At 42.7% G+C, this 22958-nt stretch carries 24 protein-coding genes; 13 read left to right on the forward strand and 11 right to left on the reverse strand.

Annotated elements, in window-relative coordinates:
• The first annotated feature begins 62 nt into the window (after window positions 1-62).
• Window positions 63-1190, forward strand: a complete 1128-nt coding sequence (locus DACSA_RS02560) for a histidinol-phosphate transaminase (RefSeq protein WP_015228280.1) — start codon at window positions 63-65, stop codon at window positions 1188-1190.
• Window positions 1191-1373: 183 nt separating this feature from the next.
• On the opposite strand, the gene DACSA_RS02565 is transcribed toward DACSA_RS02560, so the two are convergent.
• Window positions 1374-2117, reverse strand: coding sequence for an ABC transporter ATP-binding protein (locus tag DACSA_RS02565; protein ID WP_015228281.1), 744 nt, complete (start codon window positions 2115-2117; stop codon window positions 1374-1376).
• A 95-nt stretch (window positions 2118-2212) separates the two neighbouring features.
• On the opposite strand from DACSA_RS02565, the gene argS reads away from it, so the two are divergent.
• Both argS and DACSA_RS02575 read left to right on the forward strand, forming a co-directional pair.
• The gene (gene argS / locus DACSA_RS02570; RefSeq protein WP_015228282.1) at window positions 2213-3967 is read left to right on the forward strand and encodes an arginine--tRNA ligase; all 1755 of its coding nucleotides are present in this window, start codon (window positions 2213-2215) and stop codon (window positions 3965-3967) included.
• Between the two features lie 220 nt (window positions 3968-4187).
• Complete coding sequence (locus DACSA_RS02575; RefSeq protein WP_015228283.1) at window positions 4188-4790, forward strand: Uma2 family endonuclease; 603 nt, start codon at window positions 4188-4190, stop codon at window positions 4788-4790.
• Between the two features lie 366 nt (window positions 4791-5156).
• On the opposite strand, the gene psbA is transcribed toward DACSA_RS02575, so the two are convergent.
• Both psbA and DACSA_RS02585 read right to left on the reverse strand, forming a co-directional pair.
• Window positions 5157-6239 (reverse strand): photosystem II q(b) protein, encoded by a 1083-nt coding sequence (psbA, locus tag DACSA_RS02580; RefSeq protein ID WP_015228284.1) that lies wholly within the window; start codon window positions 6237-6239, stop codon window positions 5157-5159.
• 125 nt (window positions 6240-6364) lie between these two features.
• On the reverse strand, window positions 6365-6706 hold the full coding sequence (locus DACSA_RS02585; protein WP_015228285.1) for a histidine triad nucleotide-binding protein: 342 nt from the start codon (window positions 6704-6706) through the stop codon (window positions 6365-6367).
• 83 nt (window positions 6707-6789) lie between these two features.
• Here DACSA_RS02585 and DACSA_RS22395 point away from each other — a divergent pair, with 83 nt between their 5' ends.
• Complete coding sequence (locus tag DACSA_RS22395) at window positions 6790-6918, forward strand: hypothetical protein (RefSeq protein WP_269544677.1); 129 nt, start codon at window positions 6790-6792, stop codon at window positions 6916-6918.
• 134 nt (window positions 6919-7052) lie between these two features.
• Here the strand turns inward: DACSA_RS22395 and DACSA_RS02590 are convergent, their stop codons facing one another.
• Together DACSA_RS02590 and DACSA_RS02595 are read right to left on the reverse strand one after the other, a co-directional pair.
• Window positions 7053-7601 (reverse strand): hypothetical protein, encoded by a 549-nt coding sequence (locus DACSA_RS02590; protein WP_015228286.1) that lies wholly within the window; start codon window positions 7599-7601, stop codon window positions 7053-7055.
• 9 nt (window positions 7602-7610) lie between these two features.
• On the reverse strand, window positions 7611-7811 hold the full coding sequence (locus DACSA_RS02595; RefSeq protein ID WP_015228287.1) for a hypothetical protein: 201 nt from the start codon (window positions 7809-7811) through the stop codon (window positions 7611-7613).
• A 370-nt stretch (window positions 7812-8181) separates the two neighbouring features.
• Between DACSA_RS02595 and DACSA_RS02600 the strand changes: the two genes are divergently transcribed.
• The 5 genes from DACSA_RS02600 (at window position 8182) to DACSA_RS20150 (ending at window position 11449) form a co-directional block, all read left to right on the forward strand.
• A complete protein-coding gene (locus tag DACSA_RS02600; RefSeq protein ID WP_015228288.1) occupies window positions 8182-9087 on the forward strand; it encodes an RpnC/YadD family protein in 906 nt (301 codons plus the stop codon).
• Between the two features lie 33 nt (window positions 9088-9120).
• Window positions 9121-9336 (forward strand): hypothetical protein, encoded by a 216-nt coding sequence (locus tag DACSA_RS02605; protein WP_041235271.1) that lies wholly within the window; start codon window positions 9121-9123, stop codon window positions 9334-9336.
• Window positions 9337-9422: 86 nt separating this feature from the next.
• Window positions 9423-10340 carry an RpnC/YadD family protein gene (locus tag DACSA_RS02610; protein WP_015228289.1) on the forward strand — a complete coding sequence of 306 codons (918 nt, stop codon included), beginning with the start codon at window positions 9423-9425 and terminating at the stop codon, window positions 10338-10340.
• Window positions 10341-10373: 33 nt separating this feature from the next.
• Window positions 10374-10601 carry an RpnC/YadD family protein gene (locus tag DACSA_RS02615; RefSeq protein ID WP_041235272.1) on the forward strand — a complete coding sequence of 76 codons (228 nt, stop codon included), beginning with the start codon at window positions 10374-10376 and terminating at the stop codon, window positions 10599-10601.
• Between the two features lie 692 nt (window positions 10602-11293).
• On the forward strand, window positions 11294-11449 hold the full coding sequence (locus DACSA_RS20150) for a PFE-CTERM domain-containing protein (protein ID WP_015228290.1): 156 nt from the start codon (window positions 11294-11296) through the stop codon (window positions 11447-11449).
• 208 nt (window positions 11450-11657) lie between these two features.
• Here DACSA_RS20150 and DACSA_RS02625 read toward each other — a convergent pair whose 3' ends face one another.
• Window positions 11658-13337 (reverse strand): GH3 auxin-responsive promoter family protein, encoded by a 1680-nt coding sequence (locus DACSA_RS02625; RefSeq protein ID WP_015228291.1) that lies wholly within the window; start codon window positions 13335-13337, stop codon window positions 11658-11660.
• A gap of 205 nt (window positions 13338-13542) precedes the next feature.
• Here DACSA_RS02625 and DACSA_RS02630 point away from each other — a divergent pair, with 205 nt between their 5' ends.
• The 3 genes from DACSA_RS02630 to DACSA_RS02640 all read left to right on the forward strand — a co-directional run bounded on the left by DACSA_RS02630 (window position 13543) and on the right by DACSA_RS02640 (window position 15047).
• The gene (locus DACSA_RS02630; protein WP_015228292.1) at window positions 13543-14457 is read left to right on the forward strand and encodes a histone deacetylase family protein; all 915 of its coding nucleotides are present in this window, start codon (window positions 13543-13545) and stop codon (window positions 14455-14457) included.
• Between the two features lie 87 nt (window positions 14458-14544).
• Window positions 14545-14778, forward strand: coding sequence for a hypothetical protein (locus tag DACSA_RS02635; protein WP_015228293.1), 234 nt, complete (start codon window positions 14545-14547; stop codon window positions 14776-14778).
• A complete protein-coding gene (locus DACSA_RS02640) occupies window positions 14778-15047 on the forward strand; it encodes a ParE family toxin-like protein (RefSeq protein ID WP_015228294.1) in 270 nt (89 codons plus the stop codon). The genes DACSA_RS02635 and DACSA_RS02640 overlap by 1 nt, the downstream gene beginning before the upstream one ends.
• A 59-nt stretch (window positions 15048-15106) precedes the next feature.
• Here the strand turns inward: DACSA_RS02640 and DACSA_RS02645 are convergent, their stop codons facing one another.
• Together DACSA_RS02645 and DACSA_RS02650 are read right to left on the reverse strand one after the other, a co-directional pair.
• On the reverse strand, window positions 15107-16756 hold the full coding sequence (locus DACSA_RS02645; RefSeq protein WP_015228295.1) for an ABC transporter substrate-binding protein: 1650 nt from the start codon (window positions 16754-16756) through the stop codon (window positions 15107-15109).
• A 65-nt stretch (window positions 16757-16821) separates the two neighbouring features.
• A complete protein-coding gene (locus tag DACSA_RS02650) occupies window positions 16822-17139 on the reverse strand; it encodes a 2Fe-2S iron-sulfur cluster-binding protein (protein WP_015228296.1) in 318 nt (105 codons plus the stop codon).
• A gap of 546 nt (window positions 17140-17685) precedes the next feature.
• Here DACSA_RS02650 and DACSA_RS02655 point away from each other — a divergent pair.
• The gene (locus DACSA_RS02655; RefSeq protein ID WP_015228297.1) at window positions 17686-17886 is read left to right on the forward strand and encodes a hypothetical protein; all 201 of its coding nucleotides are present in this window, start codon (window positions 17686-17688) and stop codon (window positions 17884-17886) included.
• 33 nt (window positions 17887-17919) lie between these two features.
• On the opposite strand, the gene DACSA_RS02660 is transcribed toward DACSA_RS02655, so the two are convergent.
• From DACSA_RS02660 to thrC, 3 genes are all read right to left on the reverse strand, one after another.
• On the reverse strand, window positions 17920-19713 hold the full coding sequence (locus DACSA_RS02660) for an SLC13 family permease (RefSeq protein ID WP_015228298.1): 1794 nt from the start codon (window positions 19711-19713) through the stop codon (window positions 17920-17922).
• A 38-nt stretch (window positions 19714-19751) separates the two neighbouring features.
• A complete protein-coding gene (locus DACSA_RS02665) occupies window positions 19752-21278 on the reverse strand; it encodes a YifB family Mg chelatase-like AAA ATPase (RefSeq protein ID WP_015228299.1) in 1527 nt (508 codons plus the stop codon).
• A 473-nt stretch (window positions 21279-21751) separates the two neighbouring features.
• On the reverse strand, window positions 21752-22873 hold the full coding sequence (gene thrC / locus DACSA_RS02670) for a threonine synthase (protein ID WP_232225170.1): 1122 nt from the start codon (window positions 22871-22873) through the stop codon (window positions 21752-21754).
• Between the last annotated feature and the right edge of the window lie 85 nt (window positions 22874-22958).

The raw sequence follows: 22958 nt of genomic DNA on the forward strand, positions 1-22958 counted from the left end.
TAACGGTACGATACCCAACAAGAGGATAAAATAAAAATTCCTAGTCTCTAAATCTTTCCATCATGGTTAACTTCATTCGTCCTGAAATTGCACAACTGTTGGCTTATTCTTCTCACGCTGAGGCGATGGAAACGCCATCAAATGTTGATAAACTCGATACTAACGAAAGTCCCTACGATCTCGGTGCTGAGGAAAAAGAAAAATTAGCTTGGCAATATCAGCAATTGATTCAAAGTAATCGTTATCCAGATAGTACCCATAGAGAATTAAAAAGCGCGATCGTCGAATATATAAACGAAACTGATCCCAGTGGGTTCGTCTCAGAAAATCAGATTTCTATTGGCAACGGTTCTGATGAGTTAATTCGTTCCCTTCTTATTGCCACTTGTGTGGGAACAAGTGCCTCGATTCTGCTTGCTGATCCCACCTTTTCCATGTATAAGATTTTAGCGCAAACCCTCGGCATTACCACGATTTCCATTCCGAGAGAAGAAACAAAATTTACCATCCAACGGGGACAAGCCGACCAGGCGATCGCTCAAGCCGAGGCAAGTGGTCATCCTGTTAAAGTGATCTTTGTCGTTCATCCCAACTCCCCCACGGGAAATCTGTTGACCACTGAAGAAATCCAATGGTTAAAAGAACGTACTGAAGATATCCTGATTGTGATTGACGAAGCCTATTTTGAATTTAGTGGACAGTCTTTAGTGACAGAACTTTCTCAACACCCCAATTGGATCATTCTCCGCACCTTTTCTAAAGCCTTTCGTCTGGCGGCGCATCGGGTGGGTTACTGTATTGGTGATGCACAATTGATACAAGCACTAGAGAAAATTCGTCTCCCTTATAACGTTCCCAGTTTCTCTCAAGCCGCTGCGATCGTGGCGTTAAAACAGCGTCAAAAATTGCTCACAACAGTAGAGGAAACGCAAAAAGAGCGCGATCGATTGTACAATGAGTTAGTTTCTGACTCACGGTTAAAAGTTTGGGAAAGTAGCGCTAACTTTTTATATTTGCGTTTAAATGTATCTGATCCAGAACAACAACAGAAACATTTAGTTCAAACTTTACAAAAACAAGGAACATTACTGCGTCATACCGCAAATGGAATTAGAATAACAATTGGCAGTCCTGCGGAAAATGAGCGTACTCAAGCCCATTTAAAAACTTATTTACAAGATAAGTTTTAACGTGCGATTCCTTATTAACCCCTTTAATAGAATCAAGAATTATTAGATAGAGAAGAAGAGGTTTGGGGAGTGCTTTTAGAAGAAGAAAATGGTTTTTCCTTCTGGTATTTCATTCGTTATTTGTTATTTGTTCACTGTTCACTGTTCACTGGTCACTGGTCACTGGTCACTGGTCACTGTTCACTAAGTCCATTCTTGTTCCATTTCTTGTTCCGATGTAATGAGTTCTTCTTTCAACTGTTGCCAATTTAGATTAACATTAGAGACATCTTTGATTAATTCTCCTTGCTGAAGATAAAAAACGCGATCGCAGAATTTTTCCGCTAGATCAAGCTGATGATTAACCATTAAAACTGTAATTCCTTGTGCTTTGAGAACATCAATCACTCGCGTTGCGATTCCAATATCTAAAGCGGATGTCGGTTCATCTAATAACAACACTTTTGGCTGCATCATTAAACCTCTAGTAATCGTTACTAACTGGCGCTGTCCTAATGATAACTGTAATTCTGTTTTGTCATACCAGCTTTCAGGAAGATGTAATTGTTCGCAGTAAGTAGTAATGCAAGCCTTAATTTCTGATTGCGGAAGTTGTTGTAAACTTAAGGGATAAGCTAGAGTTTCCTTGACTGTCATTCCTAAGAATTTCGGTTCTTGAGGAACTAAAACCACTTGTTTTCTGAGGTTAAAAACGGGAATCTTTGTATAAGGTTGTCTGTAAAAAAATAACGTTCCTGTTGTTGCTTCCACCAAGCGATTAAGAAGACGTAAGAGAGAAGTTTTCCCTGATCCTGATGCGCCGATAATTACCACACGATCGCGGCTTTTAATCTGAAAAGAAATCTTCTTTAATATCTCAGTTAAGCCTAAACTATCCCTTAAACTGACCTGATTTGCCTCTAAAATAATCTCAGACTCAACTGTCATCGAATCATCCCTCTAATTAATCAATCGCAGACCTTCTAAAGTTAGCATCGAGTTATATTGTAAGATCATAAAATTTGTAAGCGGTACTTTCGACTATGTATTCACTTTTAGAACAACTTCGACAACAATTCTCTCAAGCACTTGTCAAAGCCTTTGGTGACGATTACGCAGACACTGATCCCTTAATCGCCCTCGCGGGAAAACCAGAGTTTGGAGATTATCAGTCAAATGTTGCCCTTTCTCTTGCTAAAACCTTAAAACAGAAACCCAGAGATACCGCCCAACAAATTCTTGATCATTTAGAAATTGCTCAATTATGTGAACCGCCAGAAATCGCCGGACCTGGATTTATCAACTTAAAACTCAAACCCAGTTATCTTGAAAATCAGTTACAAACCATCGCCCAAGATGACCAATTGGGAGTGGAAAAAGCAGAAACGCCACAGCGAGTTATTGTTGATTTTTCTAGCCCCAACATTGCCAAAGAAATGCACGTCGGACATCTTCGTTCCACAATTATTGGGGATTGTATTGCGCGAATTTTAGAGTTTCGGGGTCATAATGTGTTACGTCTCAATCATGTCGGTGATTGGGGAACACAGTTTGGGATGCTGATTGCTTATTTGCGGGAAGCCTATCCCGATGCGTTAATTAAAGCGGATGCTCTCGCTATAGGAGATTTGGTGACATTATATCGTCAGGCGAAAAAACGTTTTGATGAGGATGAACAGTTCCAAACAACAGCGCGAGAGGAAGTAGTGAAACTACAGAAAGGCGCGGAAGATAGTGTAAAAGCCTGGCAATTGCTTTGCGAACAATCACGACGAGAGTTTCAGGTGATTTATGACTTATTGGGAGTGAAATTAACGGAACGAGGAGAGTCGTTTTATAATCCGTTGCTACCAGATGTCGTGGGAGAGTTGGAAGCAAAAGGTTTGCTAGAGGAAGATCAAGGGGCGAAATGTGTTTTTTTAGAGGGATTTAGTAATAAGTCTGGGGAACGTTTACCGTTGATTGTACAGAAAACTGATGGCGGCTATAATTACGCAACCACAGATTTAGCGGCGATTCGCTATCGGATTCGAGAAGATGGGGCGCAACGGATTATTTATGTCACTGACGCAGGACAAGCTAATCACTTTACACAAGTGTTTCAGGTAGCAAAACGCGCGGGTTGGATTCCAGAAGATGTGGAGTTGGTTCATGTTCCCTTTGGGTTGGTACAGGGAGAAGATGGGAAGAAGTTGAAAACGCGATCGGGAGATACCATTCGCTTACGAGATTTATTAGATGAGGCGATCGCGCGATCGCGCCAAGATTTAGAAAAACGTTTCGCCGCAGAAGGAAGAAACGAAAGCGAAGACTTCATCGAAAAAACAGCGCGAGGCGTAGGAATTAGCGCGGTGAAATATGCTGATCTCAGTCGCAATCGTACCAGTAATTATGTCTTTAGTTTCGACAAAATGCTGGCGCTACAGGGAAACACAGCCCCTTATTTGCTTTATGCTTATGTGCGAGTACAAGGAATTAGTCGGAAAGGAAACATTGATTTAGCCACTTTAGGAAATCAAACCATTGTTTTAGCAGATGACAGTGAATTAGTTTTAGCCAAACATATCCTTCAACTCAGCGATATTCTCAAAGAAGTGGAGAAAGACTTACTCCCGAACCGTTTATGTCTCTATCTGTTTGAACTCTCTCAGAAATTTAACCAGTTTTACGATCGATGTCCCGTGTTACAAGCAGAAGAACCGAAACGAACCTCTCGCCTGATGTTAGCAGATTTAACAGCGCGAACCCTGAAACTGGGATTAAACTTATTAGGAATTGAAGTTCTAGAACGAATGTAAAACTCTTGTCGTGGGATCAACTTGGTCATCTACTCGATCAAGTTGAAACGTAATCTCAGATTACGCCAAGTCAAACTAAAATACAATTAATATCAGGTTCGGGTAATTGTTTATAATTGGTGTTGGGTTTCGCGTGGAGACGTTCCATGGAACGTCTCTACCCAACCTACTTTTTATCATTGATTGAGCGAACCTGATATAACCCCATTCAATTTTGCTTATGGTAGCTTCTCCAAATGAACTCCTAGAGATAATAGACAATTATGATTGTGAAGAATTAACCATAACCACAGGAGTCAGTTGGCAAAAATACGAAAAACTAATTAACCAGTTGTCAGATGATAGCTTTTATCGTCTGAGTTACCTAGATGGAACATTAATTATCTTGTCTCCGAGTCGCGCTCACGAAACGATCAAAAAACGCATTGCTATCCTATTAGAAACCTACTTCATTCAACAACAAATTCCCTTTTATCCTCTTGGTTCGACTACCTTTCGGCAAAAAAGTAAACGGGGAGGAAAAGAACCCGATGAAAGCTACTGTTTAGAAACAGAAAAAGACTTTCCCGACTTAGCCATTGAAGTCATTACCACCAGTGGCGGAATTGGTAGCTTAGACATTTACCAACGTTTGCAAATTCCAGAAGTGTGGTTTTGGCAGCATAATTCTTTACGAATTTATACACTGCGTGACGGAGACTATCAAGAACAGTCTCAGAGTCAACTTCTTCCGTTGCTCGATCGATCTCTGTTTATCAATTGTGTTCAAAAAACCGATATTTCTGTAGCCATCCAGCAACTTTATAGTCATCTCCCTTCCTGACTCATCTAATCGTTGCTACGCCCCTTAAATTCCCCCAAACTTGGGGGTTAGGGGGCTGATCTTTAACTTGGTAGGTTGGGTGGAGGTAACGAAACCCAACAATAATTAGTCATTGGTCATTGGTCATTGGTCATTAGTCATTGGAAAACAAAGAACAAAGGACAAAGGACGAAGGACGAAGGACAAAAACGTAGGTTGGGTGGAGGAAACGAAAACCCAACAATAATTAGACCGTAGGGTTTGCCTTGCCCACCCTACAAGATGTAACATCTACTTTTTAAAATTGCGATCGTACGTCTCTGGAGTCAAACAAAAAACCCCCTCCCGAAGGAGAGGGTTAGAAATCAGTTAGTTATCTGTGAAAGATTAACCGTTGATTTCAGGTGCTTGCATTGCTACAGGGGTGGATTCACCAGCCGCTAAGTCTAAGGGGAAGTTGTGCGCGTTACGTTCGTGCATTACCTCGAATCCTAAGTTAGCGCGGTTTAATACGTCCGCCCAAGTGTTGATGACGCGACCTTGGCTGTCAATTACGGACTGGTTGAAGTTGAATCCGTTGAGGTTAAACGCCATGGTGCTGATTCCTAATGCGGTGAACCAGATTCCGATGACGGGCCAAGCGGCTAAGAAGAAGTGTAAGCTACGGCTGTTGTTGAAGCTCGCATATTGGAAGATTAAGCGACCGAAGTAGCCGTGTGCTGCCACGATGTTGTAGGTTTCTTCTTCTTGTCCGAATTTGTAGCCGTTGTTTTGGCTTTCGTTTTCAGTTGTCTCACGTACTAAGCTGGAAGTTACGAGAGAACCGTGCATGGCGGAGAATAAGGCCCCACCGAATACACCTGCTACTCCGAGCATATGGAAGGGGTGCATTAAGATGTTGTGTTCCGCTTGGAAGACGAACATGAAGTTGAATGTACCACTGATTCCTAATGGCATTCCATCAGAGAAAGAACCTTGTCCGATGGGATAGATTAAGAACACTGCAGTTGCTGCCGCTACTGGTGCGGAGAACGCGACACAAATCCAGGGGCGCATTCCGAGACGGTAGGAAAGTTCCCACTCACGTCCGAGGTAGCAGAAGATTCCGATTAAGAAGTGGAATGCGATCAACTGGTAAGGGCCACCGTTGTAGAGCCATTCGTCTAAGGAAGCTGCTTCCCAGATGGGATAGAAGTGAAGTCCAATGGCGTTGGAGGAAGGAACAACTGCACCGGAGATGATGTTGTTTCCGTAGAGTAAAGAACCAGCTACGGGTTCACGGATACCGTCGATGTCAACGGGAGGTGCTGCGACGAACGCGATGATGAAGCAAGTGGTTGCGGTTAAGAGGGTAGGGATCATTAACACGCCGAACCAGCCGACATAAAGGCGGTTGTTGGTGCTAGTTACCCACTGGCAGAAGCGTTCCCAGATATTCTGGCTTTGTTGTTGCTGTAAAGTGGTTGTCATTTTGGATATGATTCCGTTTGGTTTATGATTGAGCGTTTTGTGTAACGCCTTGAAACTAATATAAGCTAATTATTTCGATTTGTAAAGTTTTTTCCGATCGATTTAAGATTTCTCTGTCTTAGGGATTAGCCAGGGGGCCACTGCATCGATCGACCGCCGAGGATGTGTAAATGAAGATGATCAACAGTTTGACCGCCATCCGAGCCATTATTAATCACCACCCGATAACCATTTTCTAAACCAGCTTGCGCCGCCACTTGCTTAACAATCAGCAATAAATGTCCCAAAAGGTCTTGATCTGCGGTGTCAGCAACAGCAATTTGGGGAATCGGTTTTTTGGGGATGACTAAGATATGGGTGGGGGCTTGGGGGTTGATGTCCTTGAAAGCAAGAGCGCGATCGTCTTCATAAACGATATCGGCGGGAATCTCACGGTTGATGATTTTTGTAAAGATAGTATCGCTCATCTGTATTAGCAGTAATATGTTACGTTGCTATCTTCCTCAATTTTGGAAAAACAGACAAGACCTTAGTTAGATCGCTGAAAATAATGAACATTAATGCTTCCATCATTGATCAACGCTTAAACTCAATCATCAATGAGATTCAAAAACCGGCAAAGCAAGAGCTAGGAATCACAGATCAAGCCAGACTCAAATCTTTAGCTTATGTTTATTGATGTCCAAAATGCGCTTCAAGACCTTTATGGCAGTAAAATGATTTCTTTACAACAACTTTCTGCAACTTTTCGTCGTGGAGATTTGATTGAGAAACTCAAATAATTCTTAGGGTTTGCTAAACTCGATCGATGTTTCAGTATCTTTCATGGATGGATTTACATGACCAAAAATAGCCAGGACCCACTTCCAAAATTTGTTGAGTTGGCATAAATAGTTCCCAATCCGCTAAACTCAAATCATCATCATTTAAATCAGGTTGTAAGAGTAATTGGTAATTTTCTGTAAAAGATAACTGCAATTCTAAACTCTCTGAATTAAGATCCAGCTTAAGAATTTTTTGATTTTCTAGGCTGTTTATAGTTAATTCTTTTGCGTCTTTTAATTCCTCTTCAGTTTCAGGATTTTGTGAGTTTAGTAAAGTTTGATGGTCTTTTTTTAGTAACCAAGGTGTTGCTCTTGTGCCAAATTGCCAGCTTCCTTTTTCTAAATGCTTTAATTTAGGATGCTCGTAGGGAGACAGTTCACCAAAATTCAGACGGAGTTCATCTCCGTAACTAAAGCGCACTTGATAACAAGTTTCTCCAATTAAAGGGTCAGTTAAAATCGTAACAATTTCTACTATTTTTTTGGATAATCCCAGATTTTTTTCTGAAAAATGACTGGATCTTTTAGAAGTAACCATAGTTTTCTTTTAATCTAATAAGTCTAAAAATTCTCTTGCTTTTTGACGCAGTTCTCCATAAGTGAAATCACCTCTTTGATTTAAACTGCCACGATTCCCATTAGTTTTTTCTTGCTCAATGAACTCTCCGAATGCTTCTCGAATCTCCTTAGACATATGAAATTCTTTCGCGATCGCTTCAATTTGCTTAATATCCTTCTTTTTTCCCATTCTACAGGATGAAAAATCAACATAATTCCTGAAATAGCAAGCCAATCTCCAGCCTCAGCATAACAATTTGGTTAATACTCGATCGCGATCGCGCATTCATCAGACATTAATAAGGTTTCTCCTCTTTCTTTAAAGAGGCTTCTCTCCCCTAATCAATCGTTACTCAGAAAAATAATTGCTTCATTTCCGAACGCAGAGATGAGATGAATTTATGTTAAGCAAGGTGGCTAGAAACAGAACAGGGCTTGACAAAAATCAGTTTATCTGCGTAAACCAAGGAGAAACGTTGAAAAGCAAAATTTTACGGGGTTATCAGCGCGATCGCGTCCTGATCCATTTAATATAATGTCATCCTTAGCTCCCTTATTCCATGACAGCAAACGCCAATCCCTCCAACGCGGAATATGACAGTCCTTGGAAAGAGGCTCTAGAGCGATATTTGCCAGCCTTTCTCGCTCTGTGCTTTCCTTCCTTACACCACCTCATCGATTGGAGTCAGCCCTATCTGTCTCTGGACACTGAACTGAGGGAAGCAGTACGTGATGCTGATTTAGGAACTCGCTTCGCCGATAAACTGTTCCAAGTGTTTCTCAACGATGGCTCAGTGACCCAACTGCTGATTCATGTGGAAGTACAAGGACAATATGAAGCCAATTTTTCCGAGAGGATGTTTGTTTACCACTATCGGATTTTCGATCGCTGCCGCAGCCCACTGGTGAGTTTAGCGGTGCTAGGGGACGATCGTCCATCTTGGCGACCGAACTCCTATGGTTATGGTGAAGGGGGAGCGCAAATGAAGCTGGAGTTTCTCATCGTCAAGCTGTTAGATTTTGAGGAACGATGGCAAGAATTGGAAAGCAGCGACAATCTGTTTGCTCCGATTATCATGGCTCATCTCAAGAGTAAAAGTACCACCCAAGATGCTCAAGCGAGGGCGCAATGGAAATGGACAATTGTGCGAGGACTCTATCAACGGGGTTATCAGCGCGGTGATATATTAGAATTATTCCGAGTCATCGATTGGATGATGGTGTTGCCAGAAGCATTACAGCAAGAATTTAACCGTCAAGTGAAACAAGAAACGGAGGAAACGCAGATGCCACTACTGTCTCATTTGGAATTGGAAGCCAAGGCAGAAGGTCGAAAAGAAGAAAAACAAGCAGTCGCTCTGAACTTTCTGCGAATGGGTTTAAGTCCCGAACAAGTGGCTCAGGGAACGGGGCTGTCTCTAGAGCAGATTCAGGAACTTCAAAGTCAATTGGAATCTGAGTCCTAAGCGCGATTGAAACAAGAAACGGAGGAAACGCAGATGCCACTACTGTCTCATTTGGAATTGGAAGCCAAGGCAGAAGGTCGAAAAGAAGGTCGAAAAGAAGGTCGAAAAGAAGGTCAAAAAGAAGAAAAGCAAGCAGTTGCTCTGAACTTTCTGCGAATGGGTTTAAGTCCCGAACAAGTGGCTCAGGGAACGGGGCTGTCTCTGGAGAAGATTCAGGAACTTCAAAGTCAACTGGAAGGTGAGTCCTAAGCGCGATCGATTCTCATCAGAGTGATGTCCCAAAGTTGATTAGTTCGATCGCGCAGGTTAAATCCTGACAATCCCTTTGAAAGATTATGACAGCAAACGCCAATCCCTCCAACGCGGAATACGACAGTCCTTGGAAAGAGGCTCTAGAGCGATATTTGCCAGCCTTTCTCGCTCTGTGCTTTCCTTCCTTACACCACCTCATCGATTGGAGTCAGCCTTATCTGTCTCTGGACACTGAACTGAGGGAAGCAGTACGTGATGCTGATTTAGGAACTCGCTTCGCCGATAAACTGTTCCAAGTGTTTCTCAACGATGGCTCAGTAACCCAACTGCTGATTCATCTGGAAGTACAAGGACAATATGAAGCCAATTTTTCCGAGAGGATGTTTGTTTACCACTATCGGATTTTCGATCGCTGCCGCAGCCCACTGGTGAGTTTAGCGGTGCTAGGGGACGATCGTCCCTCTTGGCGACCGAACTCCTATAGTTACGGTCAAGGGGGAGCGCAAATGAAACTGGAGTTTCTCATGGCCAAACTGTTAGATTTTGAGGAACGATGGCAAGAATTGGAAAGCAGCGACAATCTGTTTGCTCCGATTATCATGGCTCATCTCAAGAGCAAAAGCACCACCCAAGATGCTCAAGCGAGGGCGCAATGGAAATGGACAATTGTGCGAGGACTCTATCAACGGGGTTATCAGCGCGGTGATATATTAGAACTATTCCGAGTCATCGATTGGATGATGGTGTTGCCAGAAGCATTACAGCAAGAATTTAACCGTCAAGTGAAACAAGAAACGGAGGAAACGCAGATGCCACTACTGTCTCATTTGGAATTGGAAGCCAAGGCAGAAGGTCGAAAAGAAGGTCGAAGAGAAGAAAAACAAGCAGTCGCTCTGAACTTGCTGCGAATGGGTTTAAGTCCCGAGCAAGTGGCTCAGGGAACGGGGCTGTCTCTAGAGAAGATTCAGGAACTTCAAAGTCAACTGGAATCTGAGTCCTAAGCGCGATTGAAACAAGAAACGGAGGAAACGCAGATGCCACTACTGTCTCATTTGGAATTGGAAGCCAAGGCAGAAGGTCGAAAAGAAGGTCGAAAAGAAGGTCGAAGAGAAGGTCGAAAAGAAGGTCGAAAAGAAGAAAAACAAGCAGTCGCTTTGAACTTGCTGCGAATGGGTTTAAGTCCCGAGCAAGTGGCTCAGGGAACGGGGCTGTCTCTAGAGAAGATTCAGGAACTTCAAAGTCAACTGGAAGGTGAGTCCTAAGCGCGATCGCTTTCAACAAGAGAGTTAATCTTGGATTGGCTACGCTAAATTAGCGCGTAGGCTGAAAGCCGAGCCGTAGAGCCTCGCGCATTCATCAGACATTAATAAGGTTTATCTTCTTTCCTTCAGAAAAACTTATATTACAAAATTTGACAAGCCACGAAAAACCAAGGTTTAGAAGGTGCAAATTTGGAATTTGACCAATTCTATGATATTTTGAGTTGGGGATGGTCAATAACTGTGACTAAACTTCAAAAAAGAGCCTTCTCTCCCCTAATCAATCGTTACTCAGAAAAATAATTGCTTCATTTCCGAACGCAGAGATGAGATGAATTTCTGTTAAGCAAGGTGGCTAGAAACAGAACCGGGCTTGACAGAAATCAGTTTATCTGCATAAACCAAGGAGAAACCTTGAAAAGGAAAATTTTCTGGCTATCTCTCTTGATTTTTTGTGAACGGATTTAGAGGTAACGGTAACTGGGGCATCTTCTGGTAACGGCACTTTCGACATCAATGATTATGGTAATCTTGATTGGAATACGGGCGGCAATACTCTTGATTTGAACCAAGAGTTAATTGGTCAAGGGTTAACTGAGTTCAGACTCCTTCCATTCCTATCCTCTGACGCTCTAAGAGGTACTGGCAACCTTCAGTATGAAACTGATGGCGCGAGTAGATTTAATGGAGACACCATGCAATTGCAATCAGTCACTCCTACTAATGATTCTCAAGCGGTTCCCTTTGAAGCGGAAGGAACAATGGGTTTAGCTGCGTTAGGAGGCTTCTTCTGGTATCGCAATCGCAAAAAGCGCAAGCAAACTCTCGCTGCCAGTGCCAAAAGCGAATAAACTGAGAGATTGAATGTTAATGATCAAGATCAGGGATGACCTCTCGGTTATCCCTTTTTTTGATTAAAGGTCAGTTGTCTGAGTAGCGCGACTCCCCTACCTTGAAAAATTTTACCCTTTAATCTCAAGTTCAAGCAATTGCTTATAATTTGTGTTGGGTTTCGCTTCCCTCCACCCAACCTACTTTTAGTTTCCCCAAACTTGGGGGTTAGGGGGCGAGAGTGATTTCCTTTTCGACGGTTAATCCTGCAAATAGTTGACGATCTTCGCTGATGTGGGGAAACTTGAGTTGAGAGTCGGGAATACCTCGATCGACCTGTCTTTGGCGTACAATATCAAAACTCCCTTTCCCAAGGATTCGCAGTCGAGGGGCTGGAATTTCTCCTAGGCGTTTGTCAGCATAGCGGAGGTTAGTTTCTTTGAGAAGTTCATCAAACCGACGCAAAAAATGAGAACCCTCTTCTAAATTTGTCTCAGGGGGTAGCTCAATGTTGAGGAGATAGTGAGGGGGAAACTCTTTCTCGGAGAGAGTCACAAAAAAGTCATGGATTGTTATGCCCCATTCCTTCTGCAACGATCGCATCACGGCTGTAACATGAGCTTCAGTAGTTTTTTCTGTGGTTGAGGAAAGAATCCCACCGCGACGATGACGGAAAATCAGGGTTGGGGTTTGCTCAAAAAAGTCGCTAATTTCCACCACATCCCCAATATCGTAGCGATAGAAGCCACTATAATTCGTCATTAAAATCCGATAACGTTCCCCCGGTTTGACTTCTGTGGCGAGGAGAGTGTTCGGTTGTTCCGTCTCCCATTCTGACTCAGGGATAAATTCAAAGAAACCCGTATTGGGAGTTAAAACACTGGCATCAACATTAACATCAGGATAAACGCCACAAGTGCCTTCGGCGGTGCTATAAGCGGCTCCAAATGCGGGGAGTTGATCCAAATCGTAATCGGAGAAATGTTGAAAATAAAAGTCTGATGTTCCTCCCCTCGCTGTGGCGATATAAGCGAGATTTTTCCAAGCCAGAGGCGGTGTCAGTCTTCCTTCTGATCTCAAGATTTCCCGTAATTGTTGCGCTCGTTTTGGGGCTGCAGAAAAGCGTCGATCGAGTCGTGATCTCATTTTGGGATCAAGATTCAACCAAGTGGGAAGGCTTCCTTTTTCCAAGTCATCCACAAAAGATGCGGCGTATGTTTCTAAATATCGACAAATCCGCAGAATTAACATGGGAAAGTTCGCAATTAATCCCCCTAACTCTGGATTTCGTAAGGAGAATAGTAAACATAAATAGTTCCGAGTGAAGCTATCTTCTACTTGTAAAGTCGTAAAGGGATGTGCAAATAACCACTCATACAGCCAACGTCGGGTATGTAAAACCCCTGGCCCGGCGGGTCCATATTTAATTCCCCCTGTGGTGTAACCTTTAATTAAAGCGGGGTTGGTGACTAATAACTTTTCTAGTTTTTTTCCTCGTTGACGTAAGGCGCTGTCTAGGAATCCCATACTGGCTAAGTTGGCTTTACCGAGGGAGTTTTGGAAGCGTTGCGTGACAGGAATTTTCTTTTGTTTTCCCGTTGAACCACTGGTAACGTTAATGTAAATGACGGGATCAGGAGTGAGGAGGTTTTTCTCTCCCTTAGCAATGCGTTCTGTGTAGGGATCATACGCACTGTAGGGTAGGATGGGAAGGCGCGATCGAAACTGGTCAATGGTTTTGATTTCTTCTAAATGGTAATGACGACCTAACTCTGTGTTTTGATGGTGTTGAAGTAGGGTTTTTAAGTATTGTTCTTGTACCGCTAAAGGTTGTTTTGTTTCTTGGATTAATTGATTCTTAGCGCGGTGAGCAAGGGTTGTTAAAATTTGAAAGGGTAAAGTAGCCACAGATCAATTGTTGTTTAAGGTTAATGAATAATCAGGCGCGATCGGTGAATGATTTGTGAGAATTAATCGCCCCCTAGCCCCCAATTCTGGGGGAACTTGGTTGATCGAGTTCTCACAAATGAAAGCAGATTATAGAGCGATCGGACACTGATGGGATTTTATCAGAGCAAGTGAGTTTAGATCATTCATCATCAATGATAGAGATATGTTATCAATTATTTATTCTGAGGACTTTCTTAAGCATCGTACAGGGCGATTACACCCAGAACGCCCAGAACGTCTAAAAGCGATCGTTGATGCGCTTCAGGCTTCATTTTCAGGGGATGAGCTACACTGGCAACAGCCCACTCCTTATGGCGATCGAAACATACTATCTTGGGTGGAAAAACTTCATACTCCCGAATATGTTCAAGAAGTGGCAAGTTTGGCGAGAAAAGGTGGGGGAAGACTTGATCTGGATACTCCAGTCTCTGTAGATAGTTATGAGGTGGCTTTACTAGCGGTGAGTGCGTGGTGGGATGGCGTGGATCAGGCTTTACAGAGGCATCAGCCAGCTTTTGTTTTGGCACGTCCCCCCGGTCATCATGCGGAAAAACAACGGGGAATGGGCTTCTGTTTGTTCTCTAATTGCGCGATCGCGGCTCACTATGCTTTAACTTTACCAGAGGTGAATCGCGTTGCGATCCTGGATTGGGATGTCCATCATGGTAACGGAACTCAATCTCTAGTAGAAGATTCTCCCAACATTGCATATTGTTCTCTTCATCAGTCTCCCTGTTATCCTGGCACTGGGGCCGCAACGGAACGCGGTTTTTATAATAATGTTCTCAATCTTCCGATATTACCTGGTAGCACGAGTAATGAGTATAATCCTTTGTTTCAAGAAAGAGTAATCCCTTTTTTAAAGGATTTTAATCCTGATTTACTGCTGGTAAGTGCGGGTTATGATGGGACTCATGCTGATCCGTTGGCAGAAGTTTCTCTAAAACCCGATGACTATTATTTCTTTACTGAGTTATGTCTCTCGGTGACTCCCAATGTGGTTTTTGGTTTGGAAGGCGGTTATGATTTGGAGGCTTTAGCTCGATCGGTTGTAGCGACGATTTCTGCTTGTTTATAACGTAGGTTGGGGAAAAAAGTTATTTGTTATTTGTTATTTGTTATAAGATGACAATTGGTATTTTTTATTTGGGAGAAGAAGTTAACAATGACTAGATTACTGGAACAGGTAATTTCTAAATTGAAAAGTTTACCTGAAGAGGAACAAAATGCGATCGCATCTCGTCTCCTAGCGGAAGTGGAAGACGAGCAAAGTTGGAAAACTCAATTTGAATCAACAACAGATGAACAGTGGGATCAAATGGCTGAGATGGTGCGTAATGAAATTAAAACTGGTGATACAACTCCTATAATTGATATTTTTCCCTCTCAATCCGAGTAATGAAATCAAGTGTTACTAAAGCCTTTCGGAAACAATTTGATCAACTTCCAACATCAGTTCAAAAACAAGCCACAAAAGCCTACGCACTCTGGCGTTCTAATCCCTACCACAATAGCCTTCAGTTTAAACGAGTCAGCCAGCGCCAACCAATTTACGCAGTTCGAGTGAGTTTGGAATATCGAGCGCTTGGATTATTGGAAGATGAGTCCATTTATTGGTTTTGGATTGGTACTCATGGAGAATATGACGAGTTATTGAAAAGGTTGTAATACCAATTAATGTTGGGTTACATTTCATTTCACCCAACCTACTGGTTGGTAGAGAAAGGTTACTTTTCAATTGTCCAAAAGGGAAAGTTCTGACTGGGATTAATCATAACCCCTTCAACATTATTCTGAGCAAAAGCATAGTCGATCGTTTGCCATAGGGGAACATAAGGAACATCTCTGGCGAGGATTTCTTGAATTTCGGCAAAGATTTCTTGCCTTTGTTCTGGGTTGCGCGATCGACGCTGTTGGGCGATTAATTGGTTCATTTTTTCATTATAATAAAACGATCCTTGAGTGTTTGCGCCGCCTTCTTCACAACCTGTTTCTTCGCTTCCTTTGCTACAAGATAAAAAGGGATGGATGTAATTATCTGCGTCTAAAAAGTCGGGATACCAATCAATTAAAGCGGCGGGATAAATGCCTTTACTGATGTTACTAAAAAATGATGCTGATTCAACGGTTCGCGGTTCAATGTTGAGGAGACCATCTAATTCTTGTTGGGCGATCGCGCTGAGGGTACTTGCGACTAACGATCGAATGTTTGATCCCGAAGGATGCCAGATTTCTAGGGTGACAGGATTACTTTCCGAATAGCCAGCTTGTTGTAATTTTTGTTTGGCTTGTGCAAAATTCGCGTCTCCATATTCGGTTTTAAATGTGGGTTGATAGGCTGCAAAAGAAGTCGGAATTAAACTATAAATCGGTTGCGCTTGATTTTCTAATACTCGTTGATTCAACAACGATCGATCCATCATTAGCGCGATCGCCCGTCGCACTTCAATTTCACTCACTGCTTCCGCTTGCGTGTTTAACATTAAATAATTCACCGCCGTTCCCGAAGAGGCGATCTCTTGCCATTTTCCCTCGTCTGCAGCTTGTCTTAAACTCTTAATCTGATTCGGATCAAAAGATTGATAAGCCACATCTATCCCACCTGTACGAAAGGCATTAAATAAGTTAGCAGGATTGCTGGCATAAATCTGCATATCGACCCCTTGATTTGCAGGTTGTTCTCCCCAATAATCGGGAAAGGGGTCTAAGCGTATGGTATCACTGGCAAACTCGGTGAGTTGATAACGTCCCGTTCCAACAAATCCACTGGGGTTAAATTTTCCAGCGCCGATCTGATAGGCTTCAGGAGACACCGCACAAGCCCCTGGAAACGCGAGTAATGATGGAAACGCCGCAAAAGGTTGTTTTAAGGTGATGGTGAGTTCATATTCCGCCGTTGCTTCCATGTTTGCGATGAGATCAGCAAGGAGAAAAGAGGGTTTACCGCCGTTCTCAATAAATCGAGTTAATGAGAACACCATCGCTTCGGCATTAAACGCTGTGCCATCGTGAAAGGTGACTCCTTCGCGGAGGGGAATCGTATAAGTTAACCCATCTTCGCTAATGGTAGGCTTTGCGGTGGCTAACTGTGGTTCTAAGTTGGTTGTGCCTAATTGATAAGTATAGAGTCGATCGCTAAGATTATAAATGAGTCCTAAACCTGCGAGTTCGTAGCTATCCGCAGGATCAAGGGTGCGAGGTTTTAAAGTAGTGCCGATTCTCACTCGATCGATGATATTTTGGGAGTTATTGTCGGGGGTTGTCTGCTGTTGATTGTTACAGCCGATGGTGAGAAGAAGACACAAGCTAAACACACTGAGAAACTTAAAGACTTGTTTCCCCTGTCGAGAGAAGGAAAATAAAGCGCGATGTTGCATAAGACTTAAGTATTAATTCCCCCTAACCCTTGATATCAGGGGGTTAGAACTACAATTTAGATCAATTAAGGTTGTTGAAACTGTTGGGTATAAACTTCGTCTTCTTTTTCCGATTCAATTTTGAGATTCGATCGAGGATAAGCCACACATAACAAGGCATAACCTTTTTCTTGTAATTCTGGAGAGACTCCCATCCCATCGGTTTGATCCACTTCTCCTTCTAAAATCAGGGCGGCGCAGGTGGTACAAACCCCTGCGGTACATGAACTTGGCAGATCAATTCCTTGATTTTGAGCGGTTTCGAGGATAGTTTGGTCTTCGGGAACGTCGATTTGGTGGGTTTGTCCTTGGTGATAAATTTCGACGGTGTAGGTATTTGCCATAGATTCTGATTAATGCTCGCCACTGTGTTTAATGGTTGTGCGTGTCTGATTTTAGCAAATTTCCGCCCGATCGGAACTTTTTTCGTTGGTGTGGAGATTGGGCATGATGTTTGATTCAAGTTTTAACTTGTCCCCATACCATATTTTCCCATTTCCACCCATCACCTTTCCTTATGGTTACTTTTCGATAACTATTTAAATCTTTATACTCGATCGAGGCTTGTCAATACGGGTGGGGGGGATATGGAGAACGAATTTCCTAGCTTTTAGGGGTGTTTTCTGAAATTGGCAACACTTCCCATTATTTAATAGCATTCTATCAGGAATCTCGATCAAGCGCAAGCCTTGAAAAAAAATTTCGCCCTTTTCTGGGGATGGGGAGATGATATTTAATTCAACTTGAAACCTTTTTGCATACCATATTTTCAGTATTTTGCCTACTACTAATGATTTTTTTGTCGTCAGCTTAATCTAACTTAATGTTCATTTCGACCCCGAAAAAGAGAAAGGGAAATCGCAAGCAACCAACGAAACGATAGGAGTTTAATGGCAATATTTTTAAAATTTGCACTACTTCCCATCATGGTACGGTTATTTTATAACGGGACACGCCATTTGGCAAGAGCAGCGTTCTCAAATGGCGAAAATTCGTTAAATGTTAAGAATAATGTAGCAAAGGAATTAATAACAATTAATCGTCAAAAAAACCTAACAAAATCTCTCCCCATCTCCCCACAAGTGAGTTGATTTCATTCATAACTTCTTAGAAATGGTATTAGTTCATAAACCATATAACCAAATCACCAGAAAAGGAGTAATAATCCCTTGAATTAAACTTAAGGGTGCGCCAAAACGAGTAAAATCTCGAAAACGATAACCCCCAGGACTATAAACCATTGTATTAGTTTGATAACCGATCGGGGTCATAAAACTATTAGAAGCCGCAAAAGTAACGGTAAACATAATCGCAAAGGGATTAATCGTTAAGGCTTCAGCAACTTTAACCGCAATGGGAATCATTAGGATAACAGAAGCATTATTCGATAAGATTTCTGTAAGGATCGTAGTGACAAAATAGAAGAAAATTAACACCCAAAATCCTGAGAAGTTGTTACCAACAATGATAATTTTATCGGCTAACCAAGTGGTCGCGCCAGATTTTTCCATGGCAATTCCCATCGGAATTAAACCAGCCAGTAAAAAAATTACATCCCAACGAATCGCGCCATAAATTTCTCCTGGTTTCAAACAACCCGTTAATACCATTAAGACGACACCGACTAAAGCGCTGACTAAAATTGGCATTAAGTCTAACGCCGCGCTGATGATAACACCGAACACGATCGCAACAGCGATCGATGCTTTTTCTAATCTTAATCCTTCTCGATTTCCTTGTTCAATTACTAATAATTCTCGCGTGGTTTGAAAACCAGATAAACTTTCTCTCGGCCCTTGAACTAATAATAAATCCCCAAAACGGAGAGGCACTTGACCCAATCGATCGCGCAAGACTTCTTCTCCTCGACGAATTGCCAAAACCGTTGCATTGTAACGCTGACGAAAGCGTAAATCTTTCAGGTTTGAACCCACTAAACGAGAATTAGAAAGAATTAAAATCTCCGCAATTCCTTCTTCATTATCCGTTAATTGCGAGGCGACATTATCATCTTTAAACTTAATAGCTGGCAGAATATCTAAACCTTTTTCATCTCTAATTTTTAAGATTTCTTCTTTCGTACCGCGAACTAATAAAATGTCTCCTGCTTTTAATACTTTATCAGCTAAGGGTTGCGAGAAATGAATCCCATCACGAATGATTTCTAAAACGTCGATATCAAATTTACGCTGAATCTCGCTCGATCGAAGCGTTTGCTTAATTAAATTAGAACGAGGAGAAATCACTAATTCGCTGACATAATCTTTTAATTGATAACTCTGTTCGTAGGAATTACCATTATTCGTAGGATTACGATTCGGAAGTAACCAAGAAGAGGCAAAAGTCAGGTAAATAATACCAATACCAAACTTAATAATTCCTGCTTCTGTAAATTGAAATAAACTAAATGTTCCATAGCCTAATTGTTCAGAGATACTACTGGCTAACAGATTCGTTGATGTTCCAATTAACGTAATTGTTCCCCCTAAAATTGTCGCAAAAGAAAGTGGCATTAACATTCTAGAAACAGGAATTTTCTGCGTTTTACACCACTCCTCAATAATGGGAAGAAAAATCGCCACCACCGCCGTATTGTTAATAACCGCCGTAATGCTACCGACAAATCCACTCATCACAAATGTTTGTTGTTGGCTAGTATTTCCTCCCCATTTCAGCAACCAATCGCCAACAATTTGGATCGCACCAGTGCGAGAAATTCCAGCACTTAAAATAAACATCGCCATCACTGTAATTGTTGCAGGATTACTAAACCCAGAAACCCCTTCCTCTGGGGTGACAATCCCAAACACCATTAGTAAAATTGCAACTAGGAGAGCCGTAAAATCAACGGGAAACCACTCTAAGGCAAAGGAAATTAAAGCTAGAATTAAAATACAAAGTGTTAGCGCGATCGACATTTATTCCTTATTTTTGAGTCTTATTTATTGTTTCTTCTTTAAGCGCGATCGAGCGCTCGATATTGAATCGCCTCAGCAATATGAGAGGGTTGAATTTTATCTTCTTGTGCCAAATCTGCAATTGTACGAGCGACTTTTAACACCCGATCCATCGCTCTCGCGGATAATCCTAACTTCCGAATCGCATTTTCTAGCAAGGTGCGACTGGTATCATCCAACTGACAATATTTCCGCAACTGTTGACTCTGCATTTGGGCATTTTGATTAATATTTTTCTCATTTTGAAAGCGCTCGATCGCCTTTTCTCTGGCTGCAATCACTCTTTTTCTGACGTTTTCCGAGGGTTCTCCTGTTCCCTGTTTCGTCATTTCTTCTGGTTTGAGACGATTCACCGTCACTTGTAAATCAATGCGATCCATCAACGGACCCGACAATTTCGCCCAATACTTTTCCCTGACATAGGTTGAACAACTACAAGGCTGAATCGGATCGCCATAATACCCACAAGGACAGGGATTCGTGCTTGCAATTAAGGTAAATCTGGCAGGAAAAACCACAGATTGACGAGTACGAGAAACAGTCACATAACCATCTTCTAGCGGTTGTCGGAGAAACTCTAACACATTCCGCCGAAATTCTGTGAGTTCATCCAAATAAAGAATTCCATGGTCAGCTAGAGAAATTTCACCTGGACGCGGAAAACTCCCTCCTCCCACCAACGCTGGACCCGATGCGGAATGGTGAGGGCTGCGAAATGGTCTTTCTTTCACCAGTGAACCGCGATTTTTTAAAAAACCTGCTACGGAATAGATTTGAGAGACTTCCAACGCTTCCGAAAAAGACAGAGGGGGTAAAATTCCTGGTAAACGTTTCGCTAACATGGTTTTACCACTGCCAGGGGGACCGACTAAAATAACATTGTGTCCCCCAGAGGCGGCAATTTCTAACGCCCGACGGGCGTGTGCTTGTCCTTTCACTTCTTTTAAGTCTGCATAAGACAGAAATTGGGTGGTTAATTCCTTTTTGACATCAAGCTGTAGCGGTTGATGTTTTTCTGGTTGGTTGAGAAATTGCGCCACCTCGGAAAGATGTTTAAAGCCATACACGGCTAACCCTTCCACCACTGCAGCTTCTTGGGCGTTATCTGCAGGTAGGACAATTCCTGTCATTCCCATTTTTTTCGCCGTCGCCGCGATCGGTAATACCCCTGCGATCGGGCGTAAACTGCCATCAAGAGACACTTCTCCTAAAAACAAGTAATCCCCCAATAAGCCACCATCCACTTGTTCTGACGCGGCTAAAATCCCCACACTAATCGGTAAATCAAAACTGGGGCCCTCTTTCCGTAAATCCGCAGGCGTGAGATTGATCACAATTTTTCGCATAGGAAAAGCAAACCCGGAATTTTTCAGCGCCGCTTTCACCCTCTCTCGCGATTCTTGAACCGCCGTATCTGGAAGCCCCACCACAACAATTCCTGGTAGCCCTCCCGAAACATCCACCTCAGCCCCTACTTTTACCGCATCAATCCCAATGATCGCCGCACTCCAGATTCTCGCTAACATTGTTTATTCCTCAACCCTTTGGTGACAGTATAATGCGCTGGGTTCGGGGATGATGTATCGAATTTTTGCCTCGGCGCGATCGAGTGTTAAGAAAGTAGTAGGTTGGGTGAAGGGAAGCGAAACCCAACACAAATTATAAGTTAAGAAAGTAGTAGTAGTAGGTTGGGTGAAGGGAAGCGAAACCCAACACTAATTCTAAGTTAAGAAAGTAGTAGGTTGGGTGAAGGGAAGCGAAACCCAACACTAATTCTAAGTAATTACCTGAACCTGATATAGCAATCCTAAATGAATCGTAAATTGTTTTTGCCCCCCAACCCCCCAAGTTTGGGGGGCTTCCATGAGTAAACTTTTTTACAAATGAAATAGGACTGCTATATTAGTCATAATCTGATCAAATCCCTTGGGCGGGCATTTTGTTCACTCGACATCTATGTTAATTCCCCCAAGATTGGGGGTTAGGGGGCTAATCCTTTTCAAAAGGAAAGGGAATGAACATCTTTCTCTCGCCCTGAACAATTAATCACCACCGTTTCTTGAGGTTGAATCATCCCTTGTTGTGCCAACTTAACCACCCCAGCAAACGTCACCGCCGTTGCGGGTTCGACTAAAATCCCTTCCGTTGTCGCTAAAGTTTGCACCATTTCCCAAGCCTCAGCATCGGTAACGATCGCACAGTCGCCGCCATCCCTATCCAGATGTTGTTTCAAGAGATTATAAGCTAAACCTGGATTTCCTGTGGCTAACGTTGCGATCGAAGTGTCTGGAGACGCAACCGTAGAAACTTGCGTTTCTCTCCGATGGAAACTATTCGCAATGGGCGCACAACCTGCCGATTGAATCAATCCCAAAGCGGGAATTTTATCCACCAAACCCAGTGTTTTTAACTCCTTGAACCCTTTCGCTACTCCGACAGGTCCCATTCCCCCACTCACCCCTTGTACATACCAATCGGGAGAACGCCAACCCAACTGTTCGGCAATTTCAAAGCCCATGGTTTTCATGCTTTCCACTCCTGCAAAGGTTTTAATCCCTTGATCGAGAAAAAATCCCTGATCACTGGCAAAGCGGGCGGCTGCTGCCTTTGCTTCGTCATAAGTGCCTTCTACTGCCATCACTTTTGCACCATATAAACTCGCTTCTTTGATTTTTGCCGAAGCCACTCCTGCAGGGAAAAAGGCATAGACTTGTATTCCTCCCCGTGCAGCATAAGCGGAATAGGCGATCGCAACGTTCCCCGTAGAAGCAAGGACAATCCGATTAATTCCTTGTTCCTTGAGATAGGAAATCGCCACCGTCGCTTGTCGATCCTTAAACGTTGCAGTAGGCCCCTGGCGTTCATCTTTGAAATAAAGGTTTTCTAGCCCGATCGAGCGCCCAAATTTCGGTAAAGGAATCAAAGGAGTCCATCCTTCTCCAAACGTGACCACCGTTTCCCAAGCCGTAATCGGCAGTAACTCCCAATAACGCCATAAACTCCCTTTTCGGTGTAACAATTGGCTTTTCCAATCCAGAAACCGATCGCCCCTTAAATCATATTGAGCATTCAACAGCGCTCGATCGCAACTCGGACAACTGCTGCTTGATGCTAATCCCATTAATTTTTCTTTTGGTAAAGAATAACCACAGCCCTCACACCGAAGATCAAAACGATTCCCCATTACCCACCTACAACTTACAAAA

The sequence above is a fragment of the Dactylococcopsis salina PCC 8305 genome (assembly GCF_000317615.1).
Taxonomy (GTDB): Bacteria; Cyanobacteriota; Cyanobacteriia; order Cyanobacteriales; family Rubidibacteraceae; genus Halothece; species Halothece salina.